Source organism: Pararhizobium sp. DWP1-1-3 (genome assembly GCF_049896125.1).
GTDB lineage: Bacteria > Pseudomonadota > Alphaproteobacteria > Rhizobiales > Rhizobiaceae > Pararhizobium.
Window position 1 is genome coordinate 654,892 of sequence record NZ_JAFCTR010000001.1, and the last position, 23,583, is coordinate 678,474.

Sequence of the window (23,583 nt, forward strand, 5' to 3'; positions counted from 1 at the left end):
ATATGGCGAGGATGCCCGGTGCCAGATGCGTCAGCTCCGGCGTCGCCTACCCGAGAACGGTAAGGCTGGTTGCAAACAGCCGCCATTTGCTGACGTAGCTGTCTGCCGATTTTCTCAATCCGGCGACAGCCGCCTCATCCAGCAATCGGATGGCTTTTGCCGGCGCCCCGACGATCAGCGAGTTGTCCGGAAAGGCTTTGCCCTCGGTCACCAGTGCATTGGCGCCCACCAGGCAATTGTTGCCAATGACCGCACCATTCAATACCGTTGCCCCCATGCCGATAAGCGAATTGTCACCGATGGTGCAGCCGTGCACGATGGCGCGATGGCCGATGGTGCAGCCTTGCCCGATGGTGACGGGCAGGCCGGGATCGACATGAACGACCACGCCCTCCTGGATATTGGTGCGGGCGCCGATCCGGATCGGCTCGTTGTCGCCGCGCAGCACTGCACCGAACCAGATGCCGACATCGTCGCCCAGTTCGACCTCACCGATGACATGGGCGTCCGGAGCGATCCAATAGCGGCCGAACGGCGGCACGGTGGGCCGGGTGGAGCCAAGAGCATAGAGCGGCATGGGTGTCTCCCTCAAACGACCGTGACGGTCATCGTCGCGATACCATCGATACCGCACGATACTGCGTCGCCGCGGGCTACCGGCCCAACGCCCGACGGCGTGCCGGTCATGATGATGTCGCCGGCGGCAAGCGTAAACAGTTTCGACAGTTCGGCGATGATTTCCGGGGTTTTCCAGATCATCTGGTTGAGGTCGCCCTGCTGCTTGATCTTGCCGTTGATCTTCAGCCAGATGTTGCCGTCTGTGGGATGTCCGATAACCTCTGCCGGCACGATTTGCGACAGCGGCGCCGAATGTTCGAAGGCTTTTGCCGCCGCCCAGGGTTTGCCCGCAGCCTTCGCCTCTGCCTGCAGGTCGCGGCGGGTGAAGTCGATGCCGACGGCATAACCATAAACGCAATCGAGCGCATCGCCGGCGTCAATGGCATCGCCACCGTGTTTCAATGCGATCACCAGCTCAACCTCGTGATGCACATCGCTCGACAGCGGCGGATAGGGGAATTCAGCTGCCTGGACAAGATTGTCCGGATTTTTTTGGAAGAAGAAGGGCGGTTCGCGATCGGGATCATGGCCCATCTCGATGGCGTGGGCGGCGTAGTTGCGCCCAACGCAATAGACCCGGCGGACGGGAAAACTCTGCTGGGAATTCAGCACCGGCAAAAGCACCGGGGCGGGAAGGGGGATTACAGTTGTCATCGACGTCCAGCCATTCGATTGCGAATGCTGGACGATAGCACCCATTTCAAGGGTGGGGAAAGCGGCTTCAGCTGCAGACGTAGGCCTGAAGCTGGTCGCGTGTCAGAAACTCGCTGTCCGCCCGGGAATTGTATTCCGGATGAGTATATTCCAGGCTCGGGACATCTGGAAGCTCCAGCGCCTGACGGACGGTCATAATGCCGACGTCGCGGCGGTCGCTGCCGTGCTTCAAGCTGACTTCGACGATCCGATACAGATTTTCCTCTACCATTGTGTTCTCTCCCGTCTCTTATTTTTTGATTCTGGGTTGTAGTAGCCACTCCGAAATTGGTTTTTATGAGGCACCTCCTCTATTAGCATGCCACACATGAAGAAATCACAACAGTGATTTTTTAGCAGGTGCTTAGATTTGTGCCGGAATGAAACGCGTTACCATGCGGCACTTTCCATCCGTATTTGCCGACGTCCTGAGCAACTCGGAACAATCCTGCGGCTCGGGTGTTTTCCGACGAACAGCAAAGGAGCGCGAGATGGCGAATATCAAGAATTTGCGGACCGGCTTTACCGGCGAACTCGATGAAACCAGCGGTGTAGCGGCCAAAGCGAAACAGGCGGCCAGCTATGTCCGCGACGAGGCCACTGCCGTGGCGCAAAATGCTCAGGATCATCCCTCCGCCACCAGCACCGCCTTGCTGGTCTTCGGTGGAGCCGCTTTCGTTGCGGGCTATCTGATCGGCAGCGCATCCAGTGGCCAGGAGACACGAAGACGTTACTGGTAACGGTTGCGTTGCATCAAATTTTATTTGATTTTTGTGCGACGCAACATTATAGTCATATTTATCGCAGCGATTCACCTCCTCCCGAAAAGCTGCGACCGATCAGCGGTCACCTCCTCCCGACCGTGGGTCATTTTCAGAAGCCTGCCGCACCTCCTCCCGCGGCAGGCTTTTTTCGTTTTGTGCTCTGCCCAACGGGAACCAAATCGGTTATGTTACCGTTATGGTCTGGCAAGACATTCGGAGGAGACGCTCATGCCAAATACCAAATGGTCCAACCCCGTCGAAGTCGGATTTGCGCACAAGGGGTCCCAAGTCGTTTTGGGGCCGTTCGACGCACTGATCTGCCTGATGGACACTTGGCCCGATCTTCGCGGTCCCCGTTACGTTGCAGCCCGTAGCTTCTGCCGCGCCGCCATTGACGGCCGCAAATCGCCTGAAGAGGCCCGCGCGGTGTTCATTGCTGCCGCCGAGGAGGCCAAGCTGCAAGCGCACTGACGCGTTTTGCAGTGATGAACTGACCTCAACCGCGCGTCCGGCGCGGTAATCTGCCGCTTTCTCATTTTCTCTCAAATCCATCTGCTGACCTCAACCACGACCGTGCGGGATGCCTCAAGATTCGCATCCGGTTTGGCTCGCGATATGCTTTTGCGCTTTTGCCCTCGGCCGCCAGTCATCAAACCTTTCAAAGTCCCATCTCGCTTTCAAAACCTCGCCGCTGTATAAGGCGGCGATTGGTTGGGCCGCTTCGAGCTGCGGGATGTCCATCTCCAGTTGCGCGCCTGTTTCTCCACTACAGTATACCGCCTGCAATGCATGCGGGGATGAAGGTATTTTTTTGATGGGCACTGCAGCGATTTCGGCATCGATCGGCACCGCTTCGGCATATTTCGGAGCGCCGGTCTTTGCCGTAGCCCCGATGATCGACTGGACCGACAGGCATTATCGGTTTCTGGCCCGGCAGCTTTCCAAACACGCCTTGCTCTATACCGAGATGATTGTCTCCGAGGCGATCCTGCGGGGTGACCGTCAGAGGTTGCTGGGGTTCGATGCGGTCGAGCAGCCGGTGGCGCTGCAACTGGGCGGCAATGATCCGCGCAAGATGGCGGAGGCCGCGCGGATCGGCCAAGCGTTCGGTTATGCCGAGATCAACATCAATGTCGGCTGTCCTTCGGACCGCGTACAATCCGGCACCTTTGGCGCCTGCCTGATGCGTGAGCCTTGGGTCGTGGCGGAATGCGTGGCGGCGATGAAAGCGGCGGTGTCCATTCCCGTGACGGTCAAGTGCCGGATCGGCGTCGATGACCAGGACCCGGAGATCGCGTTGCGCGATCTGGTATTGCGGGTGGCAGAGGCCGGAACCGATGCCGTCTGGGTTCATGCGCGAAAAGCCTGGCTGCAGGGGCTGTCGCCGAAGGAGAACCGCGATATCCCGCCGCTGGATTATCCGCTGGTTCACCGGCTCAAGGCGGAACATCCCGGTCTTTTCATTGGTATCAATGGCGGTCTTGGCAGTTTGAGTGAGGCTGTTGACGAACTGAATCACGAAACGGTGCTGGATGGGGTCATGCTCGGGCGGGCGCCTTATCATGATAGCGCCATGCTGACCGGCGTGGACGGATATTTTCCGCATCCGCTGACGGGGGCGGCTGCCGTCGATTTCTCCGGCGAAGCCTTTACCGCCAATGGCCACCGCCAGTCTGCGGAGTTCTGGGCCGGGGTGCGCGATGCGATGATGGGCTATGCGGCCGGGCATATCGCTGCCGGCGGACGGCTGATCCATGTCACTCGCCATATGGTCGGGCTGTTCCAGAGCTGGCCGGGCGCACGGCGGTTCCGGCAGATCCTGTCGGCCGATGCGACGCGGGCAGGGGCCGGGCCGGAGGTGATCGCGGCGGCATTCGAGGCGATCTTTCTGGCTGCCGAGGCAAAGCAGGCGGCGGAGTAGGAGTTAGACTGGCGAATAGTGAGTAGTGAGTAGTGAGTAGTGAATAGTCAGTAGTGCAGGCTTCGCTATTCTATTCTATTCTATTCTATTCTATTCTATTCTATTCTACTCACTACTCACTACTCACTACTCACTACTCACTACTCACTACTCACTACTCACTACTCACTACCACCCCGGCACAAAAAAAACGGCGCCCGGGGGACGCCGTTCAATCAGTTGTCGCAAGCAGTCGGATCGAGGCTTAGTCAGCCTGGATGTTGACGGCCTTCGGGCCCTTGCCCATGCGATCCGGCTCGGTGTCGAAGGTGACCTGCTGGCCGTCCTTCAGGGTCTGGAGACCAGCGGCCTGCAGCGCGGAGATGTGTACGAACACGTCCTTGGCGCCGCCTTCCGGCGTGATGAAACCAAAACCCTTGTCCTGGTTGAAGAATTTTACGGTGCCCTTGGTGGCCATGGGAGAAGTCCTTTTTTCCCTTAATGATATGTCCTCACCCCTGCCAGGGTGGAGACGTTTTTCTTTCCGGTTTTGTCTTTATTCCGGAAAGCCAGTCGGAGAAGTCGATAACGGGGAAAGAACGTCTACAGTGCCTTTCGGCACGCCCGGATTTTTCCGGGACCATACAGCCAGTCCAGTCTCCGGGATGCTAACGCCCGAACGCGGAAATATTTGCAGCAAAAAAAGAAAATAGCAAGCGTTTAATCCTTTGCACTCAACCGCCTGTCGGTACCGGCCGGACGCTGCACCAAGACGCAACCGGATCGGCTTTCCGGCGCCGCTGCGGCCGCGGCCGGGGAAAACCGCGCGCCGTCCCGATCTCGCCCCAATTTGGTCCCGGCGATGTCGGATCAAGGGCCGGGCGCGCCGCATCGCTTTTGGGTTGATGCCGGCCGGGCGAAGGGTTAGGTCAGGGACGGACTGGACGAATGCAGGGACTGAAGAGGTGGCGTTGTGATCGACCCCTATGAAACGCTGGGACTGGACCGCGGCGCCGACGAACCGGCGATCAAGGCGGCCTATCGCCGCCAGGTGAAGGCCGTCCATCCCGATAGCGGCGGCGATACCGAGGCGTTCGGCCGGCTGCAGGCCTGCTACGACCTGTTGAAGGACCCGGTGCGCCGCAAGGTCTACGACAATACCGGCTACGACCCGCAGCTGGCAGACCCGCGCGACCTGCAGGGCATTTTGAAGCTGGAAACGCTGGTCAACGATTTCATCCTCGACGAGCGCGAGCCCGGCAGTTTCGACCCGGTCGCCGCCATGCGCCGCAAACTGTCCGACGATATCGTCAAGAGCCGCTTCCATATTCTCGAGCTGGAGCGCCACCGCGCCCGGGTGCGCCAGCATCTCGACCGCCTCGGCCGCCGCCCCGCCGCCGATATTCTCGGCTCGATGCTGCGCACCCGCTCGCAATCGATCGCCGAGGCCATCCGCAGCGCCGAAGCGCAGATCGAGGCGACCGAACAGGCCTATACGATCCTGGAGGACTATTCGTACGAGCTGGAAATACTCGACGCGGTGAAGGCGGCGGAGTAGGGCGGCAGACATCAGTAGCACCGGGCGGGGAAGGCGGCGGCGGCTTGCAGCGAGACCGGGCGACGGCCGGACTTGCGCGACAGCCTGTACCACCACGGCAGGGACGCATGCAGCCAATGGCCGCGCGGCTGGGCGCGGCGGACGATCTCGCCGACCAGCGCCAGATAGGGATCGTCGATTGCGCCGATATAATGGGAGAGGAAATGCAGCGGGGCGTCGTCAGCCCATTGGCAGGTCCGCAGCACGCGCCTGTAGAATGTCTGGCCGGCCGCATCGAGAAGGCGCAGGCAATCCGGGGCCTGCGGCGCGGCGCTGAGGCAGCGCCCACGCCGCCGGCAGGCGGGATCGGTGCAGAGATCACCCGGCAGGCCGAACATCTCGATGGTGCGCTGCCGCAGGGCTGTCTGGCGCTGCTCGGTGTAGGACGATATCATGGTTTCTCCTGATGGTGAGCCAATGGCTGGGGGGCGGGAAGCGGGCACGCCGCCGCCTTCGCGCGGCCGGACGGCCCGCGGTTTGCCTGCATTCCGTTTTCGCCTGCGCGCTCTTCGCGCAGGAGTTCGGTCGGGGCGCTCGCAAGAGCCTCGTTTTGTAATGGGAAAGTGGCTCTCGCCAGCGCCCCGTTCGGCGGTTTTTGCCCGCAAACTTGTTCCGCTACGGCCTTTCGGCCCTCAGTGCATCGCACGCCCGCAGCAGCTTCAGCCTGCGGAGGGGAACTGTCTCGCGAACCCCGGATGGGAGGACTTCCGTCTTTTCCTCAAACCCGGCACCGGCCCCGCCTCGCTGCCACGGCTGGCAGTGTATCCGTGGCGGAACGGAAGAAGTATGGCACGGGTTTTGGGGGCGGGGATTTTGGAGGGGTAGTGGGGAGGCAGTCATTAACAGAGTTAAACACCGAGTTTTCGACTAAATCTTTGATTTTTTGTCGCCTTATTCGGGAGTATAAGTGGAGATACAGTGATTTGGTAAGCAGATGTCGTCCCCGTGAGTTATCGAAAGATACTGTCCTCTCCCTGTATCTTTGTCGATCTTGAACTAAGATTCAGTCGCCGCGCGTTTACGGCTGTGACTGATATTGGTATTAAAGCTTTTTTGAATGTAAGGCATCCTAATGTACGGAATTAGGATGATAAACCAGTTGCAATTTTCTTGAGGATATTGATTTGATTTTAATGGGTTCCATTGAGTTGTTTCCACTAAAGATGTTACAACGTTAATTGCGAGGGTTTCTTTTCGTAACCGGGCCACAAATTGGCGTCGGTACTGCGGTGAGGGACACAGCTGCGATAGGGTGCAAACCCGATTCCGGCTGGTGGGGTGCTAAGGATTGCGATGAAATATTCGCAGGAGTTGGTCCCGACGAGCACCAGACGAAGCCCGCCTCCGGATCGACTGTGATCCTTGAATTGTCATTTAAATTCAAGCGTTGGACAGTCAGTGAGACTTATTTTCGGCTTCGCCTGGATCGGACACGCCAAGGGCTTGACTTCCGCTCCAAAAAGGTAAGCTACCGTTGGAGGATGGAGAATGACCAAACGTCGGCGTAAAGACCGCGAGCGGGGAATCCGCGCGCACAAACTGCCTAGCCGATTCGGTATGGCGGCGGTAATTGGGTTTCTTTCCGTAACCGGGCCACAAATTGGCGTCGGTACTGCGGTGAGGGACACAGCTGCGATAGGGTGCAAACCCGATTCCGGCTGGTGGGGTGCTAAGGATTGCGATGAAATATTCGCAGGAGTTGGTCCCGACGAGCACCGGTAGCTTCCAGAGGTAGGGCGAGACAACCAACGTCGTCCACCAAGAGAGAAACGTGGGGCAATATTTTCAATTGGCGACCACAAGGCCCGCGCTCCGCGAAGCGTGGGTGCGGATTCGCGCAAATGGCGTTCATTTTGACGCGGCGGAAACCAGAGACGCAATCGCTATGTTTCAGCATGACGCTGAGCGGAACATAATCAAACTTCAAAAACGGCTCCGCAGTAAAGAGTTTCGTTTCGATCCGCAGAAGGGCGTTTTAAAAAAGAAGGCTAGCGGCGGAACACGCGGCTTGGTTATGGCTTCTGTTCAGAACCGAATTGTGGAGCGCGCTTGGCTGGATTGCTTGCAAGACAGAAGTAAATTTATCCAGGAAGTTATAGGCCAGCATACCAGTGTTGGCGGTGTTCCTGACCGAAGCGTCCCGCACGGTCTGAAAATAATCTCAGATGCTTTCTCATCCGGTAGGACATATTTTGTTCGCTCGGATATTTCGGGTTTTTTTAACGACATACCCCGTGATGTAGTTTTATCTGAAATTGAAAAAGATATTAAAGACCAGGAATTCATTGATATTTTACGTGACGCGACAACGGTTACGCTGTCCAACGAAGCTTCTTTAGGAGAGGACCGCAAGGCATTTCCTATGGATTTTCACGGTGTCGCCCAAGGGTCGCCACTGTCTCCACTTTTTGGAAATGTTCTTCTTCTGCCGTTCGATAAAAGATTCAATGATCGGGGTATTACTTGTGTTCGGTTCATAGATGATTTTGTGATACTTGGAGAAAACTCTGCGAGTGTCAGAAAAGCTTTTAACAATGCTCGTCATATGCTTCTGGAATTCGGCCTCACTTGCCATGATCCCTATGATAAGTCTGTAAGCCGTGAGAAAGCTGCATTTGGAAATGCAGCAGCAGGTTTCGTTTTTCTTGGATACGATATCCAGCCTGGGCTCCTTCAGCCCTCACGAAAAGCTCGCCAAAGCCTTTTAAGTAAAATCGATTTACATATCCGCAACGGCAAGTGGGCCATCAATAAAGTGCTTGACGCAAAAAATGGTTTTGAAGAGCGCCAACGGTACGCGCAAACTCAAGACCTTGTTGACAAAGTTGTTAGAGGGTGGGGCGAGGCTTTTGCCTATGGTAATGCGCGTCAAACGCTGGATGATTTGGACAATTTGATCAGTGATCGTTTGGAGCAATTTAGGGAGTGGTATAGCCGGAAGATTAGATTGTTGGATCGAATGCAGCGCCGACGCGCAGCCGGAGTAGGATTACTATCGGACATAACCCCACGATCGCTCGACGATTTGCCTTTCCGACTGGGTACTAAGACGAAACGTAAGGTGGGAAAGGCCTATCGGGAAATATCGACGGATGGTTCGGTTTTCTCCCCTCCCGGGAAAGCAAATTTGGCAAAAGGTTTGGGTGCCTGGGGATTTATCGTTCATGACACTGGCGAAGAGGTGAGTGGGACTGAGCAAAATACAACTAATAACCGCATGGAACTTCTTGCAGTTATTGAAGCGCTCAAATATTGCGGTACCGATAACCCCATTAGAGTTCGCACAGATAGCCAATATGTGTCTAATATCGCGAATAAAGGCGACGTTGTCCGAACCAACAAAGACCTTTGGGAAATTTTCCGGAATTTGGTAAATGGGTTTGACGTAAGAATAATCTGGGTCAAGGGCCACAACGGCGATAAATTCAATGAGAAGGCAGATTTTCTGGTAAATCGCCTTGCTCATGAGGCGTATAGAATCGGAAATCATTAGTTATTAAACTATTAATTTCGTGCGCTTCTTTTTGGTAAGGTTTTATTGTTGCTGTTGTGCTTCCATCTTGTAACTATTTCCCTTTTTCGGTTTCTCGCGCCCAATTTTGTCTCTGGGTGAGCGTCAGAGTTTTTTGTAAAGTTCAGTTCTCACCGCGCCCCATCAAACAACGCACTCAGGCTCCACGGGTACTCGCCCTGCTGGTTGGCGATGTCGTCGACTTTCCAGCCGCCGTGTTCCTTGACCAGGGTGTAGTAGAGCGTCACCGGCTCGGAATTCTGAAAGGTGACTTCGACCTCGGCGGTATCGTCGAGGACGATCGGCTGGCCGACTTCGACATCGGTGGCTTGTCCGTCCTGGCCTGATATCACCGGGTCGAAATCGATGGTGCCGCTGTCGCCGGGTTCGGTTGTGTCGGCATCGTCCTGGAAGCGGGCGTTCAGCTGGTCGGAGAAGAACGGCGAATAGAGCGAGGGGGCGCTTTCGGCGGTTTTTGACGTGTCATAGCTGTAGAGCGCCTTGAGCAGCGCTTCCGGAGTCTTGTAGGTCTGGGCGGCGGCGGGCAGGGCTAAGAGCGCCGACAGGGCGCAGAAGGCGGACAGGAAGAGGGCGGGCAGGCGCATGGCGGGTCCTTTGGCGGCGGGTGTTGGTTGAGCAGTAGCCGATGGGGAATGGTCTGGCCATGCAGCATTTTTGGGGAGGTGGGTGGGGTGTCCTCTTCTCCCCGCTGGGGAGAAGAGGTAGCGGGTGGAGTTTGAGGATGGCATCCCCCTCTGCCGGCAAAGCCGGCATCTCCCCCACAAGGGGGGAGATTGGGGCCGGGGGTGTGGTTGTCTGGCCATGCAGCATTTTTGGGCGAGTGGGTGGGGAGGCTGCCGTTTATGCGGGAGCGGGCAACGATCTCCCTCTTCTCCCCAACGGGGAGAAGTGCCGAGCACAGCGAGGCGATGAGGGGGCGGCGCCGGCGGGAAGCCAGACCATAGGTGCCTTCGGCCCCGCTCATCCGGCCCTTCGGGCCACCTTCTCCCCGCTGGGGAGAAGAGGGAGCGGGCGGAGTTTGAGGATGGCCCCCCCTCTGCCGGCAGAGCCGTCATCTCCCCCACAAGGGGGAGATTAGGGTCCGTGGTCTGGGTTGTCACCCCACCCCGGCGCTTTGCGCCGACCCTCCCCCTCAAGGGGAGGGTGTTTGGGGGGGGAGGGTGTTACTGGCCGGGGCGGCCGGTTTTGCCCTTGGTTTTCTTCTGGCGCTTGAGGTCGCCGGCGTCCTCGTAGGAGCCGGCGCCGGATTTGGCGCGGATGAACGGTTTTGGGTCGCCGGCCCCCCTCACCAAGTTCGCCGAACCAATCGGCTTTGCCTCTTGGGGCGAACTATCCTCTCCCCGCTGGGGCGAGGAAGGACTCTGCTTTTCCGGCTGGCCTTCGAGCAGCGGCGAGACGCGTTTTGCGGGCTCGGTCTTTGGCTTTTCCGGCAGCTTGCCCGTGGTGTTGAGCGGCTTTTCGGTGCGGCCGACGGTCATTTCGTCGAGGCTGTTCTTGCGGAACAGGCTGGTTTCCGGGCGGGCGGGCACGGCGATGTTGTGGCCGATGTCTTCGAGGGTGGGTTTGCGGAAGCCGGATTTCTCCTCGGTTGCCGCAGGGGAGACGGATTTGTCCGGCGATGCCGCCGGTTTGCGGGCCGGGCGGGTCATGTCTGTGCCTGGGCCCATGTCGTCGAGGGTTGGTTTGGCGAAGAGGCTTTTTCCCTCCCCCTTGTGGGGAGGGTGGCCCGAAGGGCCGGGAGGGGTGTTTGCGGCAGATTCAGATGATGGGGTTTGCCCCTCCCCAACCCTCCCCACAAGGGGGAGGGAGTCGAGTGAGGATGCCGGGCCCTTCTTTTTCGAGCCGGTGGGCTTGCCGCCACCTTCCATCGCCCGCGCCTCCTGCCTTGCCATCGGGTCGTCCATGACGGCGAGTTCGGCGGCTTTGAGGCGTTTGATTTCGTCGCGCAGGCGGGCGGCGGTCTCGAAGTCGAGGTCGGCGGCGGCGTTGCGCATCTGTTTTTCCAGCGCTTCGAGATGGGCGGCGAGATTGTTGCCGACCATGTCGGTAATGCCGCCCTTGACGCCCCTGATGCCGATATCGGCGCGGACATGGTCCTTTTCGTAGACCGAATCGAGAATGTCGGAAATGCGGGCTTTCACCGATTCCGGGGTGATGCCGTGGGCCTCGTTATAGGCCACCTGCTTTTCGCGGCGGCGCGAGGTTTCCTCCATGGCGCGCTTCATCGAGCCGGTGATCTGATCGGCATAGAGGATGACCTTGCCGTCGACATTTCTGGCGGCGCGGCCGATGGTCTGAACGAGGGACGTTTCCGAGCGTAGAAAACCTTCCTTGTCGGCATCGAGAATGGCGACGAAGCCGCATTCGGGAATGTCGAGGCCTTCGCGCAACAGGTTGATGCCGACGAGCACGTCGAAGGCGCCGAGGCGCAGATCGCGGATGATCTCGATGCGCTCCAGCGTGTCGATGTCCGAGTGCATGTAGCGGACGCGAATCCCCTGTTCGTGCAGATATTCGGTGAGGTCCTCGGCCATGCGCTTGGTCAGCACGGTGACCAGCGTGCGGTAGCCGGCCTGGGCGGTTTCGCGGATTTCGCCGAGCACGTCGTCGACCTGGGATTTGGCCGGACGGACTTCGACCGGAGGATCGATCAGCCCCGTCGGGCGAATGACCTGTTCGGCAAAGACGCCGCCGGCCTGTTCCATCTCCCATGCCGCAGGCGTCGCCGACACGGCGATCGTGTCCGGGCGCATGGCGTCCCATTCCTCGAAGCGCAGGGGCCGGTTGTCCATGCAGGACGGCAGGCGGAAACCGTACTCGGCCAAGGTTGCCTTGCGCCGAAAGTCGCCCCGGTACATGCCGCCGATCTGGCTGACCGAGACGTGGCTTTCGTCGATGAACAACAGGGCGTTGTCGGGGATATATTCGAACAGGGTCGGCGGCGGCTCGCCGGGGCTGCGGCCGGTGAGGTAGCGCGAATAGTTCTCGATGCCGGCGCAGGAGCCGGTGGCTTCGAGCATCTCGATATCGTAGCGGGTCCGCTGCTCCAGCCGCTGGGCTTCGAGCAGACGGCCGCCCTTTTCCAGCTCGGCAAGCCGCAGCTTCAGCTCCTCCTTGATCGACTTGATCGCCTGGTTGAGCGTCGGGCGCGGCGTCACGTAGTGGGAGTTGGCGTAGATTTTCACCGACTTCAGGTCGTCGGTCTTCTGGCCTGTCAAGGGATCGAACTCGGTGATGCCGTCGATCTCGTCGCCGAACATCGAGATACGCCAGGCTGCGTCTTCCAGGTGGGCCGGGAAGATTTCAATCGTGTCGCCACGGACCCGGAAACTACCGCGCTGAAAATCCATGTCGCGGCGCTTGTATTGCTGGGCGACGAGATCGGCGAGCAATTGCCGCTGGTCGAGCCGGTCGCCGACCGTCATCTGGAAGGTCATGGCGGTATAGGTCTCGACCGAGCCGATACCGTAGATGCAGGAGACCGAGGCGACGATGATGACGTCGTCGCGCTCGATCAGCGAGCGGGTGGCGGAGTGGCGCATGCGGTCGATCTGCTCGTTGATCGAACTCTCCTTCTCGATGAAGGTATCGGAGCGTGGCACATAGGCTTCCGGCTGGTAATAATCGTAGTAGGAGACGAAATATTCGACCGCGTTGTCGGGGAAGAAGTTCTTGAATTCGGAATAGAGCTGCGCGGCCAGCGTCTTGTTCGGCGCCAGGATGACGGCGGGGCGCTGGGTGGCCTCGATCACCTTGGCCATGGTGAACGTTTTTCCCGAGCCGGTGACGCCGAGCAGCACCTGGGAACGATCGCCGTTCGACAGGCCCTCGACGAGGTCCTTGATGGCGGTCGGCTGGTCGCCGGCGGGCTCGAAATCGGATTGCATACGGATGGCGATGCCACCTTCGGACTTTTCCGGGCGGGCCGGCCGGTGCGGCGTCCACAGCTTGCCGTCCTTGAACAAAGGATTGCCACTCTCGATCAGGGCGGAAAGGGCCTCGACGGTGGCGGTGACGGCGCCGCTGGCCAGGCCCTCGGCGTCCTCCAACGATGTGTCCATGCCTGAAACCGGGTTCAACCCGGCGGCGGCGCGGGCCTTGGGGTCCGACGTGCCGCCCATCGAGGTGCCGCGGGCCGACCGGCTGGCGCCGACCGCATCCTTTGCGCTCACGCTGCCGGCGCTTTGCGCCTTCGCTCCGCGAGGGCCTCGCACGGGCTCGGACGCCCGTTCGGGCTTGCGGCCTGCGGCCGATTGCGCGGCGGCCTCGTTTTTCGCCTTCTGGGCGGCGATCTCGACCTTCTTGCGGTGTTTTCCGGCCTTGGAGGCGACGTCGTGGCGGGTCTCGATGGTTTCGGCCTCGGCCATGCGCTGCAGCTCGTTGGCCCAATCGGCGACATTCGACGACAGGGAGCCGGACGACAGGGAGCCGGACGACAGGGGCGCGCCTTCGAACGGGGCCTGGGGAGCTTCCTCGAAGCCGCCAAGGTCGGGATGGGGGGATTTTTTCGGTGCTTTCGACATGGGGGGAATATGGAGAGAGTCCGGTGAAATGTGAAGGGGGCGATGAGTACAAAAAGGCAACGGGATGGTGGGCTACTGCCAGTTTCTGACATGGGTGGTGATCGCCCTGATCAGGCGGATCGGCCCTTGGCAGAGTGCGGCGCGACGCTGTTGCGCCAGACGAGAAACGGCACGAGCGCCAGAACGGCAATGCCGCCATGCACCCAGTAGGCAAGCGCAAAGCCATGGTTCTGCACCAGCCAGCCGGCCACGACATTGCTGGTCGAGGCGCCGATGCCCTGGACGGTCATGACGGCGGCAAGGCCGACATTGAAGCGGCCGGAGCCGGACAGGATGCGCTCGGCGGCGATCGGCGTGGCGATGCCGATCAGCCCGGCACCCAGCCCGTCGAGGATCTGCACCGGATAGATCATCCAGAAATCACCGATGCTGCCGGCGATCGCGCCCCGAATGGGCAGGGCGCAGAGCGCAACGATGAAGACGGCGGCCAGGCCGAAACGGCGGATCAGGAAGGGGGCGGCGACTGCCGCGCCGATCATCGTCAGCTGCGCGACGCCGGTGATCAGCGCCGTGGTGCGGAACGGCGTGCCGAGTTCGACGGAGAATTGCTGGGCGACCAGCCGGCTGATCGGCGCGTTGCCGAAGTGAAAGACCAGCATGACCACGGCGAGGACGACGAGGCCGGGCGTGCCGATCAGCACCGAATAGCCGGAGGGACCGGGCGCGCCGTCATCATGGCCGAGACCGCGGGCCACCTTGTGATCGATCTTGGCCGGGTCGATCATCAGTGCGGCGGCGATCGCACCGATGGCGGTGATGATCATCAGCGCGATGATCCCGCTCATGCCAAAGAACACGGTGGCGGCATAAACGCCGGCCAGCGACACGACATTGCCGGCATGGTTCCAGAATTCATTGCGCGAAACCTGTCCGGGAAATGCGGCCTCGCCGACAATGCCCAGCGTCAGCCCCATCAGCGCCGGGCCGATGACGGCGCCGACGATGGCCGTCACGGTCTGGCCACCGACCACCACGGCGACGTCCGGTACTGCCAGCGTCAGCAACGCTGCCGCCGTCACCAGGATGACGGGCACGATGACCAACATGCGCTTGTAAGGCGTACCATCGACCAATGCGCCGAACAGGGGCGTGGCGACCATGCCGAGAATACCGCCGAAGGTGGCGATCATGCCGAGCGAAAACGGCGACCAGCCATTGGTGGCCAGATAGGCGTCGAGGAAGGGCCCCAACCCGTCGCGGGCATCAGCCAGGAAAAAATTCAGTGCCGCGAGGGCAACCAGAGGCGCACCCGCCGTGACCGAAATGGATGATGGCTGCAAGCGGGGCTCCATGAATTGCTTGCCGGCTTCGCCTGGTGCGTGATCGGCGAGTGCGCCGTACTCAGGGCAAGCATGAAAGACAGATCGACTGCGGGGTGCCGCCAAAAACGCCCTGTACGTTAAAAAGTTCCGCCTGGATCGCGAGGCTGAAGACACGGTGAAGGGATCGGCGCTTGCAGCAAATTCCCGTCTTGAACTTGATGAAAAGGGCGGTACATGCTGCGCACCGTTTCCACAACGTTCCCCAAGGATTCGAACATGCCCTTTTCGCTGAATACGGCTGCCGTGCTGCCGATCGTTTTGCTCGTGCTGTCGAACGTCTTCATGACCTTCGCATGGTACGGCCATCTGAAATATACCTCGTCGCCGCTCTACATGGCGATCATCGTCAGCTGGGGCATTGCGTTCTTCGAATATTGCCTGGCGGTTCCGGCCAACCGGATCGGCCATGAAGTCTATTCGGCGGCGCAGCTGAAAACGATGCAGGAAGTGATCACGCTGGTGGTGTTTGCCGGTTTCTCGGTGTTTTGGTTGAAGGAATCGCTGACCTGGAACCACGCCATCGGCTTTTGCATGATTGCCGGCGGTGCGGCGTTCGTGTTCAAGGGTTAGGTGCTCCTGCTCCTAATGCTGGGAAGGTGTGGACTGATCTTCGATGGCGTCCGACCGCAGCACGATGCAGCCGGCGAGGCGGTCGTAAATCGTCTGGCCCTGCCAGAGGATGAACGGGCCGAACCACCAGAGGGCGCCGAGCAGCCAGGCGGCCACGCCAACGGCGAACAGTGTGCCGAAGTCTGGCGTCTGCATGTCGCGGGCGGCGCGGATGACGTCGGAGAATTCGCCCGAGGCCAGTGTCGATAGTCCCGGCAGGTTTTGGGCGGCGTGGATGGTGACGGCGATGCCGAGAAGGCAGGATGGCAGGAACTTCCAGATTTCTCTGGTCAGGCATTGTCTGAATGACGGCACGGTGCGCGCAACATTCAAGATGCGCAGGAACATCAGGGCCTTGCCGGGCGTACGCCGGCCGGTTGCGGTTATTCTGGCAGCTGCCAGAACGAACAGTGCCAGGAAGAAGAGTTGAAGCAGGATGTTCGTCGCCGTGCTGGTGCCGGAAATATCCAGCGGGATGGCATTGCCGTCCGGATCGATGCCGATCGACACGAAGCGGCTGGCGCCGTTTGCGTCTGCGGTTTTCGTCACCGTTGAAATGAAGAAGCGCTGCCGCATGCCGATGCTGGAATTGAGGCAGATCTGGTTTGTCCGGGTTTCGCCATCGGCCAGCGGCCATCCGGTTTCGACCTCGCGGATCAGCGGACTGTTCCCCATGACCTCGCATGTTGTCGATTGTCCGAGGTAAAAGCCGAGGTTCCAGCCGGTGACGGCCTGGAGCGGCAGAGCCAGTACCATCAGGATGCTGTAGAACACCGCAATATCGACAATGAACGCGACGGCACGCCGCCAAAACAGGCGCGGCGGGCGTGTTGTGGGCATGAAAATACCAGCGGTCATCGAATCTTCTTTCAGCGAGCCCCATGATCTGGGTTCATAGGGTGTCATGCCTGGCATCGGCAATGGGCCGCGCAGGCTTTTCGAAGTGCGGTTTTTCGCGGATTGACATTTTCCGGCCATGGCGGCATCGGCTTTTACGCCGATTGCCCATCTCACCGGCGGAGCGGCAAGCAAGGGTTTGTGCCCGGGCGTTGAGCCACCGGCCATTTGCAGACAGGAATGAACGGGACTGGCATGCTTCTCTTGAAACTGACTTTGGTTCCCTTCTTCCTGTTTGCCGTTTCGATGGCGGCCGTGCGCTGGGGACCGGGCGTGGCAGGCTGGCTTGCCGGATTGCCGATCGTGGCGGGGCCGATCCTCTATCTGCTGGTGCTGGAACAGGGGCCGGTGTTTGGCGTTGGTGCCGCTGCCGCCGCCCTGTCGGCCATCTTCGCATCCGAAGCCTTCAATCTGGCCTATGCCTGGACATGCCGCCGGTATCCCTATGGCATCGCGGCGCTGATGGGGCTTGCGGCGTGGTTTGTCGCGGCCATCGGCCTGACGAGCCTGCCGGGAACGGCTGCCGTTGCGCTCGGTGCGGCGCTGCTGGGCGTTGTCGCGGCACAGATGTTTCTGCCGCGAACGAATGCGGCCAGCAAGGTGATATCGATCACCCGGACAGACCTGATGATGCGCATGGTGGCCGGTGCGGTTCTGACGCTGGCCGTGACGATGCTGTCGGCTTCGCTTGGCGCACAATGGAGCGGGGTGCTGACGGTTTTCCCCCTGCTGGGGTTGATCCTGTCGGTGTCCTCGCAGCGCGCCTATGGGCCGGACTTCGTTGTCCGGCTGCTGCGCGGCATGGTGCTGGGGCGCTTTTCGTTTGCAGCCTTCTGCCTCTGCCTGATCTGGCTGCTGCCCAGGCAGAATGCCGAGATCGCATTTCTGCTCTCCTCCGTCGTCTCCGTCACCGTTCAATGGGCGAGCCGGCAAGTGGTTGCCATGGCGCGGTGAGGTCTGCCGCCGCAAGCCGCTCCGACGTCCAGCCGCTCTAACGTGCCGGGGCGGGCGGGGGCGTCGAGGGTGATGCGCTGGGCCGCCGGCGGTCAGGCCGCCCGCAGCCAGACGCCGTGGACCCAGCCGGAGAAATCCGGATCGCCGTTGTCGTTGAGCACCGAGACGTAGCGCCAGCTGCCTTCCTGCTCGTGGACGAGCACCGGCGTGCCGTCCGACAGAGCGTCCGGCCGCACTTTAGGGTGTTCTGCCCCCGGTCCGGAGCGGATGTTGAGGCCGGTGGGCGAGCGTACCCGCCAGATCGCACTATCCTCGACGGCATCGCCGATGACCCGGGTTTCGAAATCCGCCATGCTCCAGGCGGGGCCTGGATCGGATTTGCGGCCGGGGGAGATATCGTCGTGGCCAAGGATCTCATCAATTCCATAGGCGGAGCAGATAGCCTTGGACGCAGCCACGCAGGCGTCGATCTGCGCCTGTGTGAACGTTTCCCATCCGATGACGGGGCCGCCGAACTTGTGACGGGCCTGAACCACGAAACCTGGATCGACCGGAATGCCCGTCCAGGACAGCCAGCCCTTTCCTGTCCGGTTCAGCGGTCCCCAGTTTTCCAGCTCGATGCCGATCGAGGTGCCGTTCAGGGCCGTGTGTTTTTTTCCCGCCTTGTCCGTCCACATGCTTTTGCCGGCATGCCAGGCCTTGACGTTGAGGGGCACGCATTGGGTAATACGGCCGGCGCGGTCGATCACCAGATGGGCCGAGACCTCCGCGCTGGGCTTGGCGAAATAACGGGCCATGTCGTTGCCGAGGCCCGATGCAGTAAAATGAATGATCAGAAACTGCGGCTCAATCTCTCCGCCGATATTGGGAGAGCGGATGAACTCGACATTGCTGCCACCCGACGAAAGCTTATGATTCTTGACGGTGTAATTCATGGATTTCACCCCCTGCGGCGCAATATCCGCGCGGCATGAGAGTAACAAAAAACATGGTTAATGCAACTTAATATTGTAAATTTTGTTTAATAAATTTCAGGTTGTGGGTGGTTGCGAAGGCATTGCGGTGCATTGCGGTGCATTGCGGCAACCCCATCCGGCAGCCTTCGGCGCCGTGAAAACGATGTGACGGATTGATTTTCTGGGGCCGTTCGATCAGGTCGGACGGTCTGGCGCACGGATGCGCGGCAAAACGCTACTTGTTTTCGCCGAACAGCGTGTCGAGGATACGGCCTTCCAGGCGGGCCAGTTCCGGCGAGCCGTGGCGGCGGGGGCGTTCCAGCGGGATATCGAGATCAAGCGCGATCCTGCCATGATCGATGACGATGACGCGGTCGGCCAGCGCCACGGCTTCGGCGACATCGTGGGTGACCAGGACGGCCGTGAATGTCTGCTGTTGCCAGATGCTTTCGAGCAGATGCTGCATTTCGATGCGGGTCAGCGCATCGAGCGCGCCGAGCGGCTCGTCGAGCGCCAGAATATAGGGGTGGGCGACGAGCGCGCGGGCAAGGGCGACGCGCTGGCGCTGGCCGCCGGAGAGGACGGACGGCCATTCTTCGGCCCGGTCGGCAAGGCCGACTTCGTTGAGGATGGCGAGCGACTTTTCGCGGGCTTCTACGCCCTTGGCGATGCCGGTCAGGCCGACCTCGACATTCTTGGCGATCCTGGCCCAGGGCAGAAGACGCGGCTCCTGAAACATGATGCGGGTACGGTTTTCACCTTGCGCGCCCTTGTTGACCGTCAGCGTGCCGGATGTCGGCTTGTCGAGACCGGTCAGGAGCCGCAGCAGCGTGCTCTTGCCGCAGCCGCTCTTGCCGATGACGGCGATGAACTGGCCGGCGGGCACATCCAGATCGATATTGTCGAGCACGGTCTTGTCGCCGAACTTGCGGCTGATGCCCCGGAAGGAAAAGGCGATGTCGCGGTTTTCCCGCTCGCGCGGCTGGGGGGCGGCGTAGGGAAACCATTGGCCCGGGGCGGTTTCGCGCAAAGCCCGCGCCTCCGCCGTTTCCTTGGCCGGATAAGCTGGCTTGATTTTTTGATCGAGGGCGATGACGGACATTTTTGGTACTCCGTATTTCGTTTCGCGAGAAATTAGGCGGTCTGGAAGGCGGGATGCCATTGCAGCGTCAGCCGTTCCAGCAACCGGGCAAAACTGTCGGCGAGCTTGCCGAGCAGGGCGTAGATCAGGATCGACAGCACGACGACGTCGATCAACAGGAACTCGCGGGCCTGCATGGCCATGTAGCCGAGGCCGGAGGAGGCGGCGATGGTTTCGGCGACGATCAAAGTCAGCCACATGATCCCCAGCGCATAGCGCAGGCCGACGAAGATGGCGGGCAGGGCGCCGGGCAGGATGACCCGGAAGAACAGCGTGGTGCGCGACATGCCGTAGACCCGGCCCATCTCGACCAGCTGCGGATCGACGCTCTGGATGCCGAGCAGGGTGTTGACATAGATCGGGAAGAACACGCCGAGCGCCACCAGGAAGAGTTTTGCCTCCTCATCAATGCCGAACCAGAGGATGACCAGCGGGATCAGCGCCAGATGCGGGATGTTGCGGACCATCTGCAGCGTCGTATCGGTCAGATTGCGCGACAGGCCCGAAAGTCCGTTGGCAAGGCCGAAGATCAGGCCGATCGAGCCGCCGATGACGAAGCCGGACAAAGCGCGGGCGGTGCTGACGCCGATATTGCGGACGAGTTCGCCCGACAGCAGCAGGCGCCAGAAGGCCTCGGCGACGGCGGACGGAGCTGCCATGACATTCGGCGAGATCAGCCCGGTGCGGGCGGCGATTTCCCAGGCGAGAACGATCAGGGCCGGCAAAAGCCAGCCCGTGCCGTTGCGCAGGATCGATTGACCGGTGGATTTCATCATCTGCCCTTGCTTCGATTGTTTCCGGCTTCGATTGCTTCCGCTGTCCTGGAAACGCGAAAACACTCTGTCTCTTTGTTTTTACCAAGACCGCTGCGCACCCATGCTGGAACTGCTGCCTCGTGTGCCGGCCCGGATCGACCGGCACACCGCATTTCCTGGGAGGAAATCAGTTCGTCGGTGCCGTCCAGACGGCATCCGATATGGTGATCTGCTTGGGGATCAGGCCCAGCTTGAAGAACCGGTCGGCGGTCTGCTGCTGGCTGGCGATGATCTCCGGGGTGATCGGCTCGATGCCGAACTTGCTGCGGTTGGCGGCGATCGTCTGGGCTTCCAGCGGCACGCCGGTGACCTCATGCAGCGCTTCCGCCACCTTGTCGCGGTTGGCATCGGCCCAGGTGGCGGCTTCCTTCAAGGCGGCGATCGTGGTGGTGACCGTTTCCGGGTGTTCCCTGGCAAAATCGCGATTGGTGAGGAAGTAGGTCTTGACCTTCAGGGTCTCGGCCGAGGTGGTCAAAATGCGCGGCTTGTAGCGGGTTTCGGCGATGGCGAAGAAGGGATCCCAGACGGCCCAGGCGTCGATCTTGTCGCTGGCAAAGGCGGCGGCCGCATCGGCGGGGCTCAGATAGACCGGGGTGATGTCCTTGAAATCGATGCCGGCCTTTTCCAGCGCCGCGACGACGAGATTATGGGCGCTGGTGCCCTTGCCGACGCCGATCGTCTTGCCCTTCAGGTCGGCCAGCGAATGGATCGGCGAGTCCGGCTTGACAAAGATGGCCTCGCCGGCGCCGTTGGAGGGAAGAGCGGCGACATAGGTGATGGCCGAGCCTGCCGCCTGGCCGAAGATCGGCGGCGCATCGCCAGTCCAGCCGACATTGATCGAGCCGACATTCAGCGCTTCGACCAAAGGCGGGCCGGCGGTGAATTCGACCCAGGAGACGGTGATGCCCTTCGGCTCGAGCGCCTTTTCGATGATCTTCTGCTGGCGGGCGATCACCGGCAGGCCGGTCTTCTGATAGCCGATCTTGAACTCGGTCAGTTCGGCGGCGGCCACTCCGGCGGCGGAAAGGCCGGTAGCGGCGAACAGGCTGGCGGCGATGAGGCCGGCGCCGAACAGGCGTCTTGTCAGTGTGTACATCGATCCCTCTTATGGTTGGCGGACGCTGTTTCCGCTGGACGTGGGATCATGCTAGTTAAATCTATTGGGATTATAGAGTTTATTTATTTTGTAGATCGCGTGCGCAGGGAAACGCTTTTCCGTGACGGCAGGGCAATCGGCGGGATTTTTCCGTTGCTTTTGTCACCGGCATAAGCCGGGCGATGCGGTGGCGGCTGTGGATGCGGCAGGGTAATGCCGCGTTCGGCGCTGGACCTCGCAATTTGCAACATGTTCCTGCCCGGCCGAATCTGCCATATCAGCTCCCGGTTTGCCGATCTGTCCGGGAGTTTCATTGCACGTGATCGACGAAGGTTTCTTCTATCCCCGCACACCTGTTGCGATCGTTGCCCTTGGTGATTCCGGCGAGGCGCTGCTGATCCGCGCCATCCTGGAAAATCTTGGGGCGGCGGTGGTTCTGCATCTGCCCGGCACGCCCGGCGATGCCATCAAGTGCCTGCAGCGGCAGGAGAACGATCCCGAATACATCATCCTTTCCGGCCACGGCGACGAGAACGGCTTCGTGCTCGGCGAGTTTATCAGCGATATAGACACCGGGATGCTCGTTGACGGCAGCCTACCCGCCGGTGCTCTGGCGGGCGCCATCAGGCTGCCGGCCAAGACGGTGATCAGCACCGCCTGCGTCACCGGAACGGATGCTTTCGGCGAGGCCTTTCTCGCCGCCGGCGCGCGCGCCTATGTTGCGCCCGCGGACTTTCCGGACGGAGCCGCTGTTCCGCTGTTCCTGCACGGTCTGTTCTATGAACTGTTGCACCGGGGGAAGACACTGGAAGAGGCGATCGAAACAGCGCAATCCTTCGACCGGGACGATGAACTGTCCTTCGTCCTGTTCAAGGCGAAAGCCGGCTAAGCCCCGCGTTTCGCCTGGTCGTCGGGCTCTCGCCGCTCAATCCAGCAGATCGAACGCCCGAAAGATCCAGACGAGCTGGTAGGTCAGGCCGGCGATCAGGAAGGTCGCGTGGAAACGGCGATTGGCGGTGAACGCGGCGATGATGCAAAGCACAATGTAGGTCGCGTTTCTGAGCGGATATTCCAGGCCGTAGGAGAGGAAATAGGCCTTGCCCTTGACGGCGGTGTCGACGAGATCGACGGCATAGGCGAGCGCCAGGAAGCCGAAGAACCAGGCGCGGCGCGACATGAAATAATGCTCGTAGCCGCTGTAATCCTCCATCGAAGTGGGAAACAGCAGCACGCAGAGGAAGAAGAAGATGCAGCAATAGGAGATGACGAAGAGGTAGACGCTGAAATCGATCACCGGCACGGAATGCAGCCGGTATTCCCACCACCAGAAATAGATCAGGAACAGGAACATGAACAGCACCCAGCCGAGGTGCAGCCAGTAGATCCTGGTCTTGCCGGGATGCTGGACGAACAGCGCCAGGCCGGTCAGCAGGCGGGCCATCGAGAGACTGATGACCATGCCCATGACGACGCGGATATGGGAGAAAAGCTGCGGATCGATGGGCTGGTCCATGGTGCGGCCTTTATGAGCGTCAGGCTTGCCGTTATCAGCGGCGGGCTTGCCGTTATCAGCGGCGGGCTTGCCTTTATCAGTGGCGGGCTTGAAAGTGTCAGGCTTCCGGGGGCACCGGCTTTGGGTGGCCGTTCTCGTCCAGCGCCACCATGACGAACAGCGCATCGGTGACCTTGTCCATCCGGTCGGAAAGATAGCGCTGCGCCCAGGCTTCGACCTTCAGCGTCATCGACGTGCGGCCGACCTTGACGACATCGGTATAGATGCAGAGCGTATCGCCGATCTTGACCGGCATTTCGAAGGCCATTTCCTTGACGGCGGCGGTGACGACGCGGCCGCGGGCGCGCTCGGCGGCGCGGATGCCGCAGGACAGGTCCATCTGCGCCATGACCCAGCCGCCAAAGATATCGCCCGCCGCATTGGCGTCGGCCGGCATGGCCAGCGTGCGCAGGGTGAGGTCGCCGTTCGGTTTGGCCATAGTCATCGCTCTCCGTTTTTTCCGATGTAACCCGAGGAGGTGCGGTCGGAAAAGACCTTCTGCGGAAATTTGCCGAACGATTGTGCCTCAGCGTGCCTTCTGTGAACAAAGCGTA

23 protein-coding genes are annotated in these 23,583 nt (G+C 60.5%); 8 read left to right on the plus strand and 15 right to left on the minus strand.

Annotated features, from left to right (window positions below; translation table 11 throughout):
* Positions 1-46: 46 nt before the first annotated feature.
* The 3 genes from ACP7BS_RS03240 to ACP7BS_RS03250 all read right to left on the minus strand — a co-directional run bounded on the left by ACP7BS_RS03240 (position 47) and on the right by ACP7BS_RS03250 (position 1,543).
* Positions 47-577 (minus strand): gamma carbonic anhydrase family protein, encoded by a 531-nt coding sequence (locus ACP7BS_RS03240; protein WP_426236058.1) that lies wholly within the window; start codon positions 575-577, stop codon positions 47-49.
* 11 nt (positions 578-588) lie between these two features.
* On the minus strand, positions 589-1,272 hold the full coding sequence (locus ACP7BS_RS03245; protein ID WP_426236060.1) for a fumarylacetoacetate hydrolase family protein: 684 nt from the start codon (positions 1,270-1,272) through the stop codon (positions 589-591).
* Positions 1,273-1,339: 67 nt separating this feature from the next.
* Entirely contained in the window at positions 1,340-1,543 is a 204-nt protein-coding gene (locus tag ACP7BS_RS03250; RefSeq protein WP_426228026.1) for a hypothetical protein, read from the minus strand.
* Between the two features lie 259 nt (positions 1,544-1,802).
* Here ACP7BS_RS03250 and ACP7BS_RS03255 point away from each other — a divergent pair, with 259 nt between their 5' ends.
* The 3 genes from ACP7BS_RS03255 (at position 1,803) to dusA (ending at position 3,996) form a co-directional block, all read left to right on the plus strand.
* Positions 1,803-2,051 (plus strand): hypothetical protein, encoded by a 249-nt coding sequence (locus ACP7BS_RS03255; RefSeq protein ID WP_426236062.1) that lies wholly within the window; start codon positions 1,803-1,805, stop codon positions 2,049-2,051.
* Between the two features lie 252 nt (positions 2,052-2,303).
* Positions 2,304-2,546 (plus strand): DUF982 domain-containing protein, encoded by a 243-nt coding sequence (locus ACP7BS_RS03260; RefSeq protein WP_426131813.1) that lies wholly within the window; start codon positions 2,304-2,306, stop codon positions 2,544-2,546.
* Between the two features lie 343 nt (positions 2,547-2,889).
* Positions 2,890-3,996: a tRNA dihydrouridine(20/20a) synthase DusA gene (gene dusA / locus ACP7BS_RS03265; RefSeq protein WP_426236064.1), complete on the plus strand. Its 1,107-nt coding sequence runs from the start codon at positions 2,890-2,892 to the stop codon at positions 3,994-3,996.
* Positions 3,997-4,240: 244 nt separating this feature from the next.
* Here the strand turns inward: dusA and ACP7BS_RS03270 are convergent, their stop codons facing one another.
* Complete coding sequence (locus ACP7BS_RS03270; RefSeq protein WP_037095903.1) at positions 4,241-4,453, minus strand: cold-shock protein; 213 nt, start codon at positions 4,451-4,453, stop codon at positions 4,241-4,243.
* A 495-nt stretch (positions 4,454-4,948) separates the two neighbouring features.
* On the opposite strand from ACP7BS_RS03270, the gene ACP7BS_RS03275 reads away from it, so the two are divergent.
* Complete coding sequence (locus ACP7BS_RS03275) at positions 4,949-5,533, plus strand: J domain-containing protein (protein ID WP_426228032.1); 585 nt, start codon at positions 4,949-4,951, stop codon at positions 5,531-5,533.
* 11 nt (positions 5,534-5,544) lie between these two features.
* On the opposite strand, the gene ACP7BS_RS03280 is transcribed toward ACP7BS_RS03275, so the two are convergent.
* Complete coding sequence (locus ACP7BS_RS03280) at positions 5,545-5,967, minus strand: hypothetical protein (RefSeq protein ID WP_426236066.1); 423 nt, start codon at positions 5,965-5,967, stop codon at positions 5,545-5,547.
* 1,376 nt (positions 5,968-7,343) lie between these two features.
* Between ACP7BS_RS03280 and ACP7BS_RS03285 the strand changes: the two genes are divergently transcribed.
* A complete protein-coding gene (locus tag ACP7BS_RS03285; protein ID WP_426236068.1) occupies positions 7,344-9,065 on the plus strand; it encodes an RNase H family protein in 1,722 nt (573 codons plus the stop codon).
* Between the two features lie 149 nt (positions 9,066-9,214).
* Here the strand turns inward: ACP7BS_RS03285 and ACP7BS_RS03290 are convergent, their stop codons facing one another.
* The 3 genes from ACP7BS_RS03290 to ACP7BS_RS03300 all read right to left on the minus strand — a co-directional run bounded on the left by ACP7BS_RS03290 (position 9,215) and on the right by ACP7BS_RS03300 (position 14,979).
* On the minus strand, positions 9,215-9,688 hold the full coding sequence (locus tag ACP7BS_RS03290; protein ID WP_426236069.1) for a DUF3828 domain-containing protein: 474 nt from the start codon (positions 9,686-9,688) through the stop codon (positions 9,215-9,217).
* A 579-nt stretch (positions 9,689-10,267) separates the two neighbouring features.
* Complete coding sequence (gene uvrB / locus ACP7BS_RS03295) at positions 10,268-13,627, minus strand: excinuclease ABC subunit UvrB (RefSeq protein WP_426236071.1); 3,360 nt, start codon at positions 13,625-13,627, stop codon at positions 10,268-10,270.
* 110 nt (positions 13,628-13,737) lie between these two features.
* On the minus strand, positions 13,738-14,979 hold the full coding sequence (locus ACP7BS_RS03300; RefSeq protein ID WP_426236073.1) for an MFS transporter: 1,242 nt from the start codon (positions 14,977-14,979) through the stop codon (positions 13,738-13,740).
* A 246-nt stretch (positions 14,980-15,225) separates the two neighbouring features.
* Between ACP7BS_RS03300 and ACP7BS_RS03305 the strand changes: the two genes are divergently transcribed.
* Positions 15,226-15,579 (plus strand): DMT family protein, encoded by a 354-nt coding sequence (locus ACP7BS_RS03305; RefSeq protein ID WP_426228042.1) that lies wholly within the window; start codon positions 15,226-15,228, stop codon positions 15,577-15,579.
* A 12-nt stretch (positions 15,580-15,591) separates the two neighbouring features.
* Here ACP7BS_RS03305 and ACP7BS_RS03310 read toward each other — a convergent pair whose 3' ends face one another.
* Complete coding sequence (locus ACP7BS_RS03310) at positions 15,592-16,476, minus strand: RDD family protein (RefSeq protein ID WP_426236075.1); 885 nt, start codon at positions 16,474-16,476, stop codon at positions 15,592-15,594.
* Positions 16,477-16,695: 219 nt separating this feature from the next.
* On the opposite strand from ACP7BS_RS03310, the gene ACP7BS_RS03315 reads away from it, so the two are divergent.
* The gene (locus ACP7BS_RS03315; protein ID WP_426236077.1) at positions 16,696-17,469 is read left to right on the plus strand and encodes a hypothetical protein; all 774 of its coding nucleotides are present in this window, start codon (positions 16,696-16,698) and stop codon (positions 17,467-17,469) included.
* A gap of 92 nt (positions 17,470-17,561) precedes the next feature.
* Here ACP7BS_RS03315 and ACP7BS_RS03320 read toward each other — a convergent pair whose 3' ends face one another.
* From ACP7BS_RS03320 to ACP7BS_RS03335, 4 genes are all read right to left on the minus strand, one after another.
* Positions 17,562-18,404: an N-acetylmuramoyl-L-alanine amidase gene (locus tag ACP7BS_RS03320; RefSeq protein WP_426236079.1), complete on the minus strand. Its 843-nt coding sequence runs from the start codon at positions 18,402-18,404 to the stop codon at positions 17,562-17,564.
* Between the two features lie 256 nt (positions 18,405-18,660).
* Positions 18,661-19,527, minus strand: coding sequence for an ATP-binding cassette domain-containing protein (locus ACP7BS_RS03325; RefSeq protein ID WP_426236081.1), 867 nt, complete (start codon positions 19,525-19,527; stop codon positions 18,661-18,663).
* Positions 19,528-19,559: 32 nt separating this feature from the next.
* The gene (locus ACP7BS_RS03330; protein ID WP_426125644.1) at positions 19,560-20,339 is read right to left on the minus strand and encodes an ABC transporter permease subunit; all 780 of its coding nucleotides are present in this window, start codon (positions 20,337-20,339) and stop codon (positions 19,560-19,562) included.
* 169 nt (positions 20,340-20,508) lie between these two features.
* Positions 20,509-21,477, minus strand: coding sequence for a sulfonate ABC transporter substrate-binding protein (locus tag ACP7BS_RS03335; RefSeq protein ID WP_426236083.1), 969 nt, complete (start codon positions 21,475-21,477; stop codon positions 20,509-20,511).
* 319 nt (positions 21,478-21,796) lie between these two features.
* Here ACP7BS_RS03335 and ACP7BS_RS03340 point away from each other — a divergent pair, with 319 nt between their 5' ends.
* Positions 21,797-22,366, plus strand: a complete 570-nt coding sequence (locus ACP7BS_RS03340) for a hypothetical protein (protein ID WP_426228055.1) — start codon at positions 21,797-21,799, stop codon at positions 22,364-22,366.
* A gap of 36 nt (positions 22,367-22,402) precedes the next feature.
* On the opposite strand, the gene ACP7BS_RS03345 is transcribed toward ACP7BS_RS03340, so the two are convergent.
* Both ACP7BS_RS03345 and ACP7BS_RS03350 read right to left on the minus strand, forming a co-directional pair.
* Positions 22,403-22,990: a hypothetical protein gene (locus tag ACP7BS_RS03345; RefSeq protein ID WP_426228057.1), complete on the minus strand. Its 588-nt coding sequence runs from the start codon at positions 22,988-22,990 to the stop codon at positions 22,403-22,405.
* Between the two features lie 97 nt (positions 22,991-23,087).
* Positions 23,088-23,474 (minus strand): acyl-CoA thioesterase, encoded by a 387-nt coding sequence (locus ACP7BS_RS03350; protein ID WP_113549946.1) that lies wholly within the window; start codon positions 23,472-23,474, stop codon positions 23,088-23,090.
* Positions 23,475-23,583 lie beyond the last annotated feature (109 nt).

What these genes read in the sequence shown, in the direction of transcription:
- ACP7BS_RS03240 (WP_426236058.1), bottom strand. Translation starts at nt 577, where the DNA reads ATGCCGCTCTATGCTCTTGGCTCCACCCGGCCCACCGTGCCGCCGTTC.
- ACP7BS_RS03280 (WP_426236066.1), bottom strand. Translation starts at nt 5,967, where the DNA reads ATGATATCGTCCTACACCGAGCAGCGCCAGACAGCCCTGCGGCAGCGC.
- ACP7BS_RS03330 (WP_426125644.1), bottom strand. Translation starts at nt 20,339, where the DNA reads ATGAAATCCACCGGTCAATCGATCCTGCGCAACGGCACGGGCTGGCTT.
- ACP7BS_RS03350 (WP_113549946.1), bottom strand. Translation starts at nt 23,474, where the DNA reads ATGACTATGGCCAAACCGAACGGCGACCTCACCCTGCGCACGCTGGCC.
- ACP7BS_RS03320 (WP_426236079.1), bottom strand. Translation starts at nt 18,404, where the DNA reads ATGAATTACACCGTCAAGAATCATAAGCTTTCGTCGGGTGGCAGCAAT.
- dusA (WP_426236064.1), top strand. Translation starts at nt 2,890, where the DNA reads ATGGGCACTGCAGCGATTTCGGCATCGATCGGCACCGCTTCGGCATAT.
- ACP7BS_RS03325 (WP_426236081.1), bottom strand. Translation starts at nt 19,527, where the DNA reads ATGTCCGTCATCGCCCTCGATCAAAAAATCAAGCCAGCTTATCCGGCC.
- ACP7BS_RS03335 (WP_426236083.1), bottom strand. Translation starts at nt 21,477, where the DNA reads ATGTACACACTGACAAGACGCCTGTTCGGCGCCGGCCTCATCGCCGCC.
- ACP7BS_RS03310 (WP_426236075.1), bottom strand. Translation starts at nt 16,476, where the DNA reads ATGACCGCTGGTATTTTCATGCCCACAACACGCCCGCCGCGCCTGTTT.
- ACP7BS_RS03315 (WP_426236077.1), top strand. Translation starts at nt 16,696, where the DNA reads ATGAACGGGACTGGCATGCTTCTCTTGAAACTGACTTTGGTTCCCTTC.
- ACP7BS_RS03305 (WP_426228042.1), top strand. Translation starts at nt 15,226, where the DNA reads ATGCCCTTTTCGCTGAATACGGCTGCCGTGCTGCCGATCGTTTTGCTC.
- ACP7BS_RS03245 (WP_426236060.1), bottom strand. Translation starts at nt 1,272, where the DNA reads ATGACAACTGTAATCCCCCTTCCCGCCCCGGTGCTTTTGCCGGTGCTG.
- uvrB (WP_426236071.1), bottom strand. Translation starts at nt 13,627, where the DNA reads ATGTCGAAAGCACCGAAAAAATCCCCCCATCCCGACCTTGGCGGCTTC.
- ACP7BS_RS03260 (WP_426131813.1), top strand. Translation starts at nt 2,304, where the DNA reads ATGCCAAATACCAAATGGTCCAACCCCGTCGAAGTCGGATTTGCGCAC.
- ACP7BS_RS03270 (WP_037095903.1), bottom strand. Translation starts at nt 4,453, where the DNA reads ATGGCCACCAAGGGCACCGTAAAATTCTTCAACCAGGACAAGGGTTTT.
- ACP7BS_RS03345 (WP_426228057.1), bottom strand. Translation starts at nt 22,990, where the DNA reads ATGGACCAGCCCATCGATCCGCAGCTTTTCTCCCATATCCGCGTCGTC.
- ACP7BS_RS03290 (WP_426236069.1), bottom strand. Translation starts at nt 9,688, where the DNA reads ATGCGCCTGCCCGCCCTCTTCCTGTCCGCCTTCTGCGCCCTGTCGGCG.
- ACP7BS_RS03255 (WP_426236062.1), top strand. Translation starts at nt 1,803, where the DNA reads ATGGCGAATATCAAGAATTTGCGGACCGGCTTTACCGGCGAACTCGAT.
- ACP7BS_RS03300 (WP_426236073.1), bottom strand. Translation starts at nt 14,979, where the DNA reads ATGGAGCCCCGCTTGCAGCCATCATCCATTTCGGTCACGGCGGGTGCG.
- ACP7BS_RS03250 (WP_426228026.1), bottom strand. Translation starts at nt 1,543, where the DNA reads ATGGTAGAGGAAAATCTGTATCGGATCGTCGAAGTCAGCTTGAAGCAC.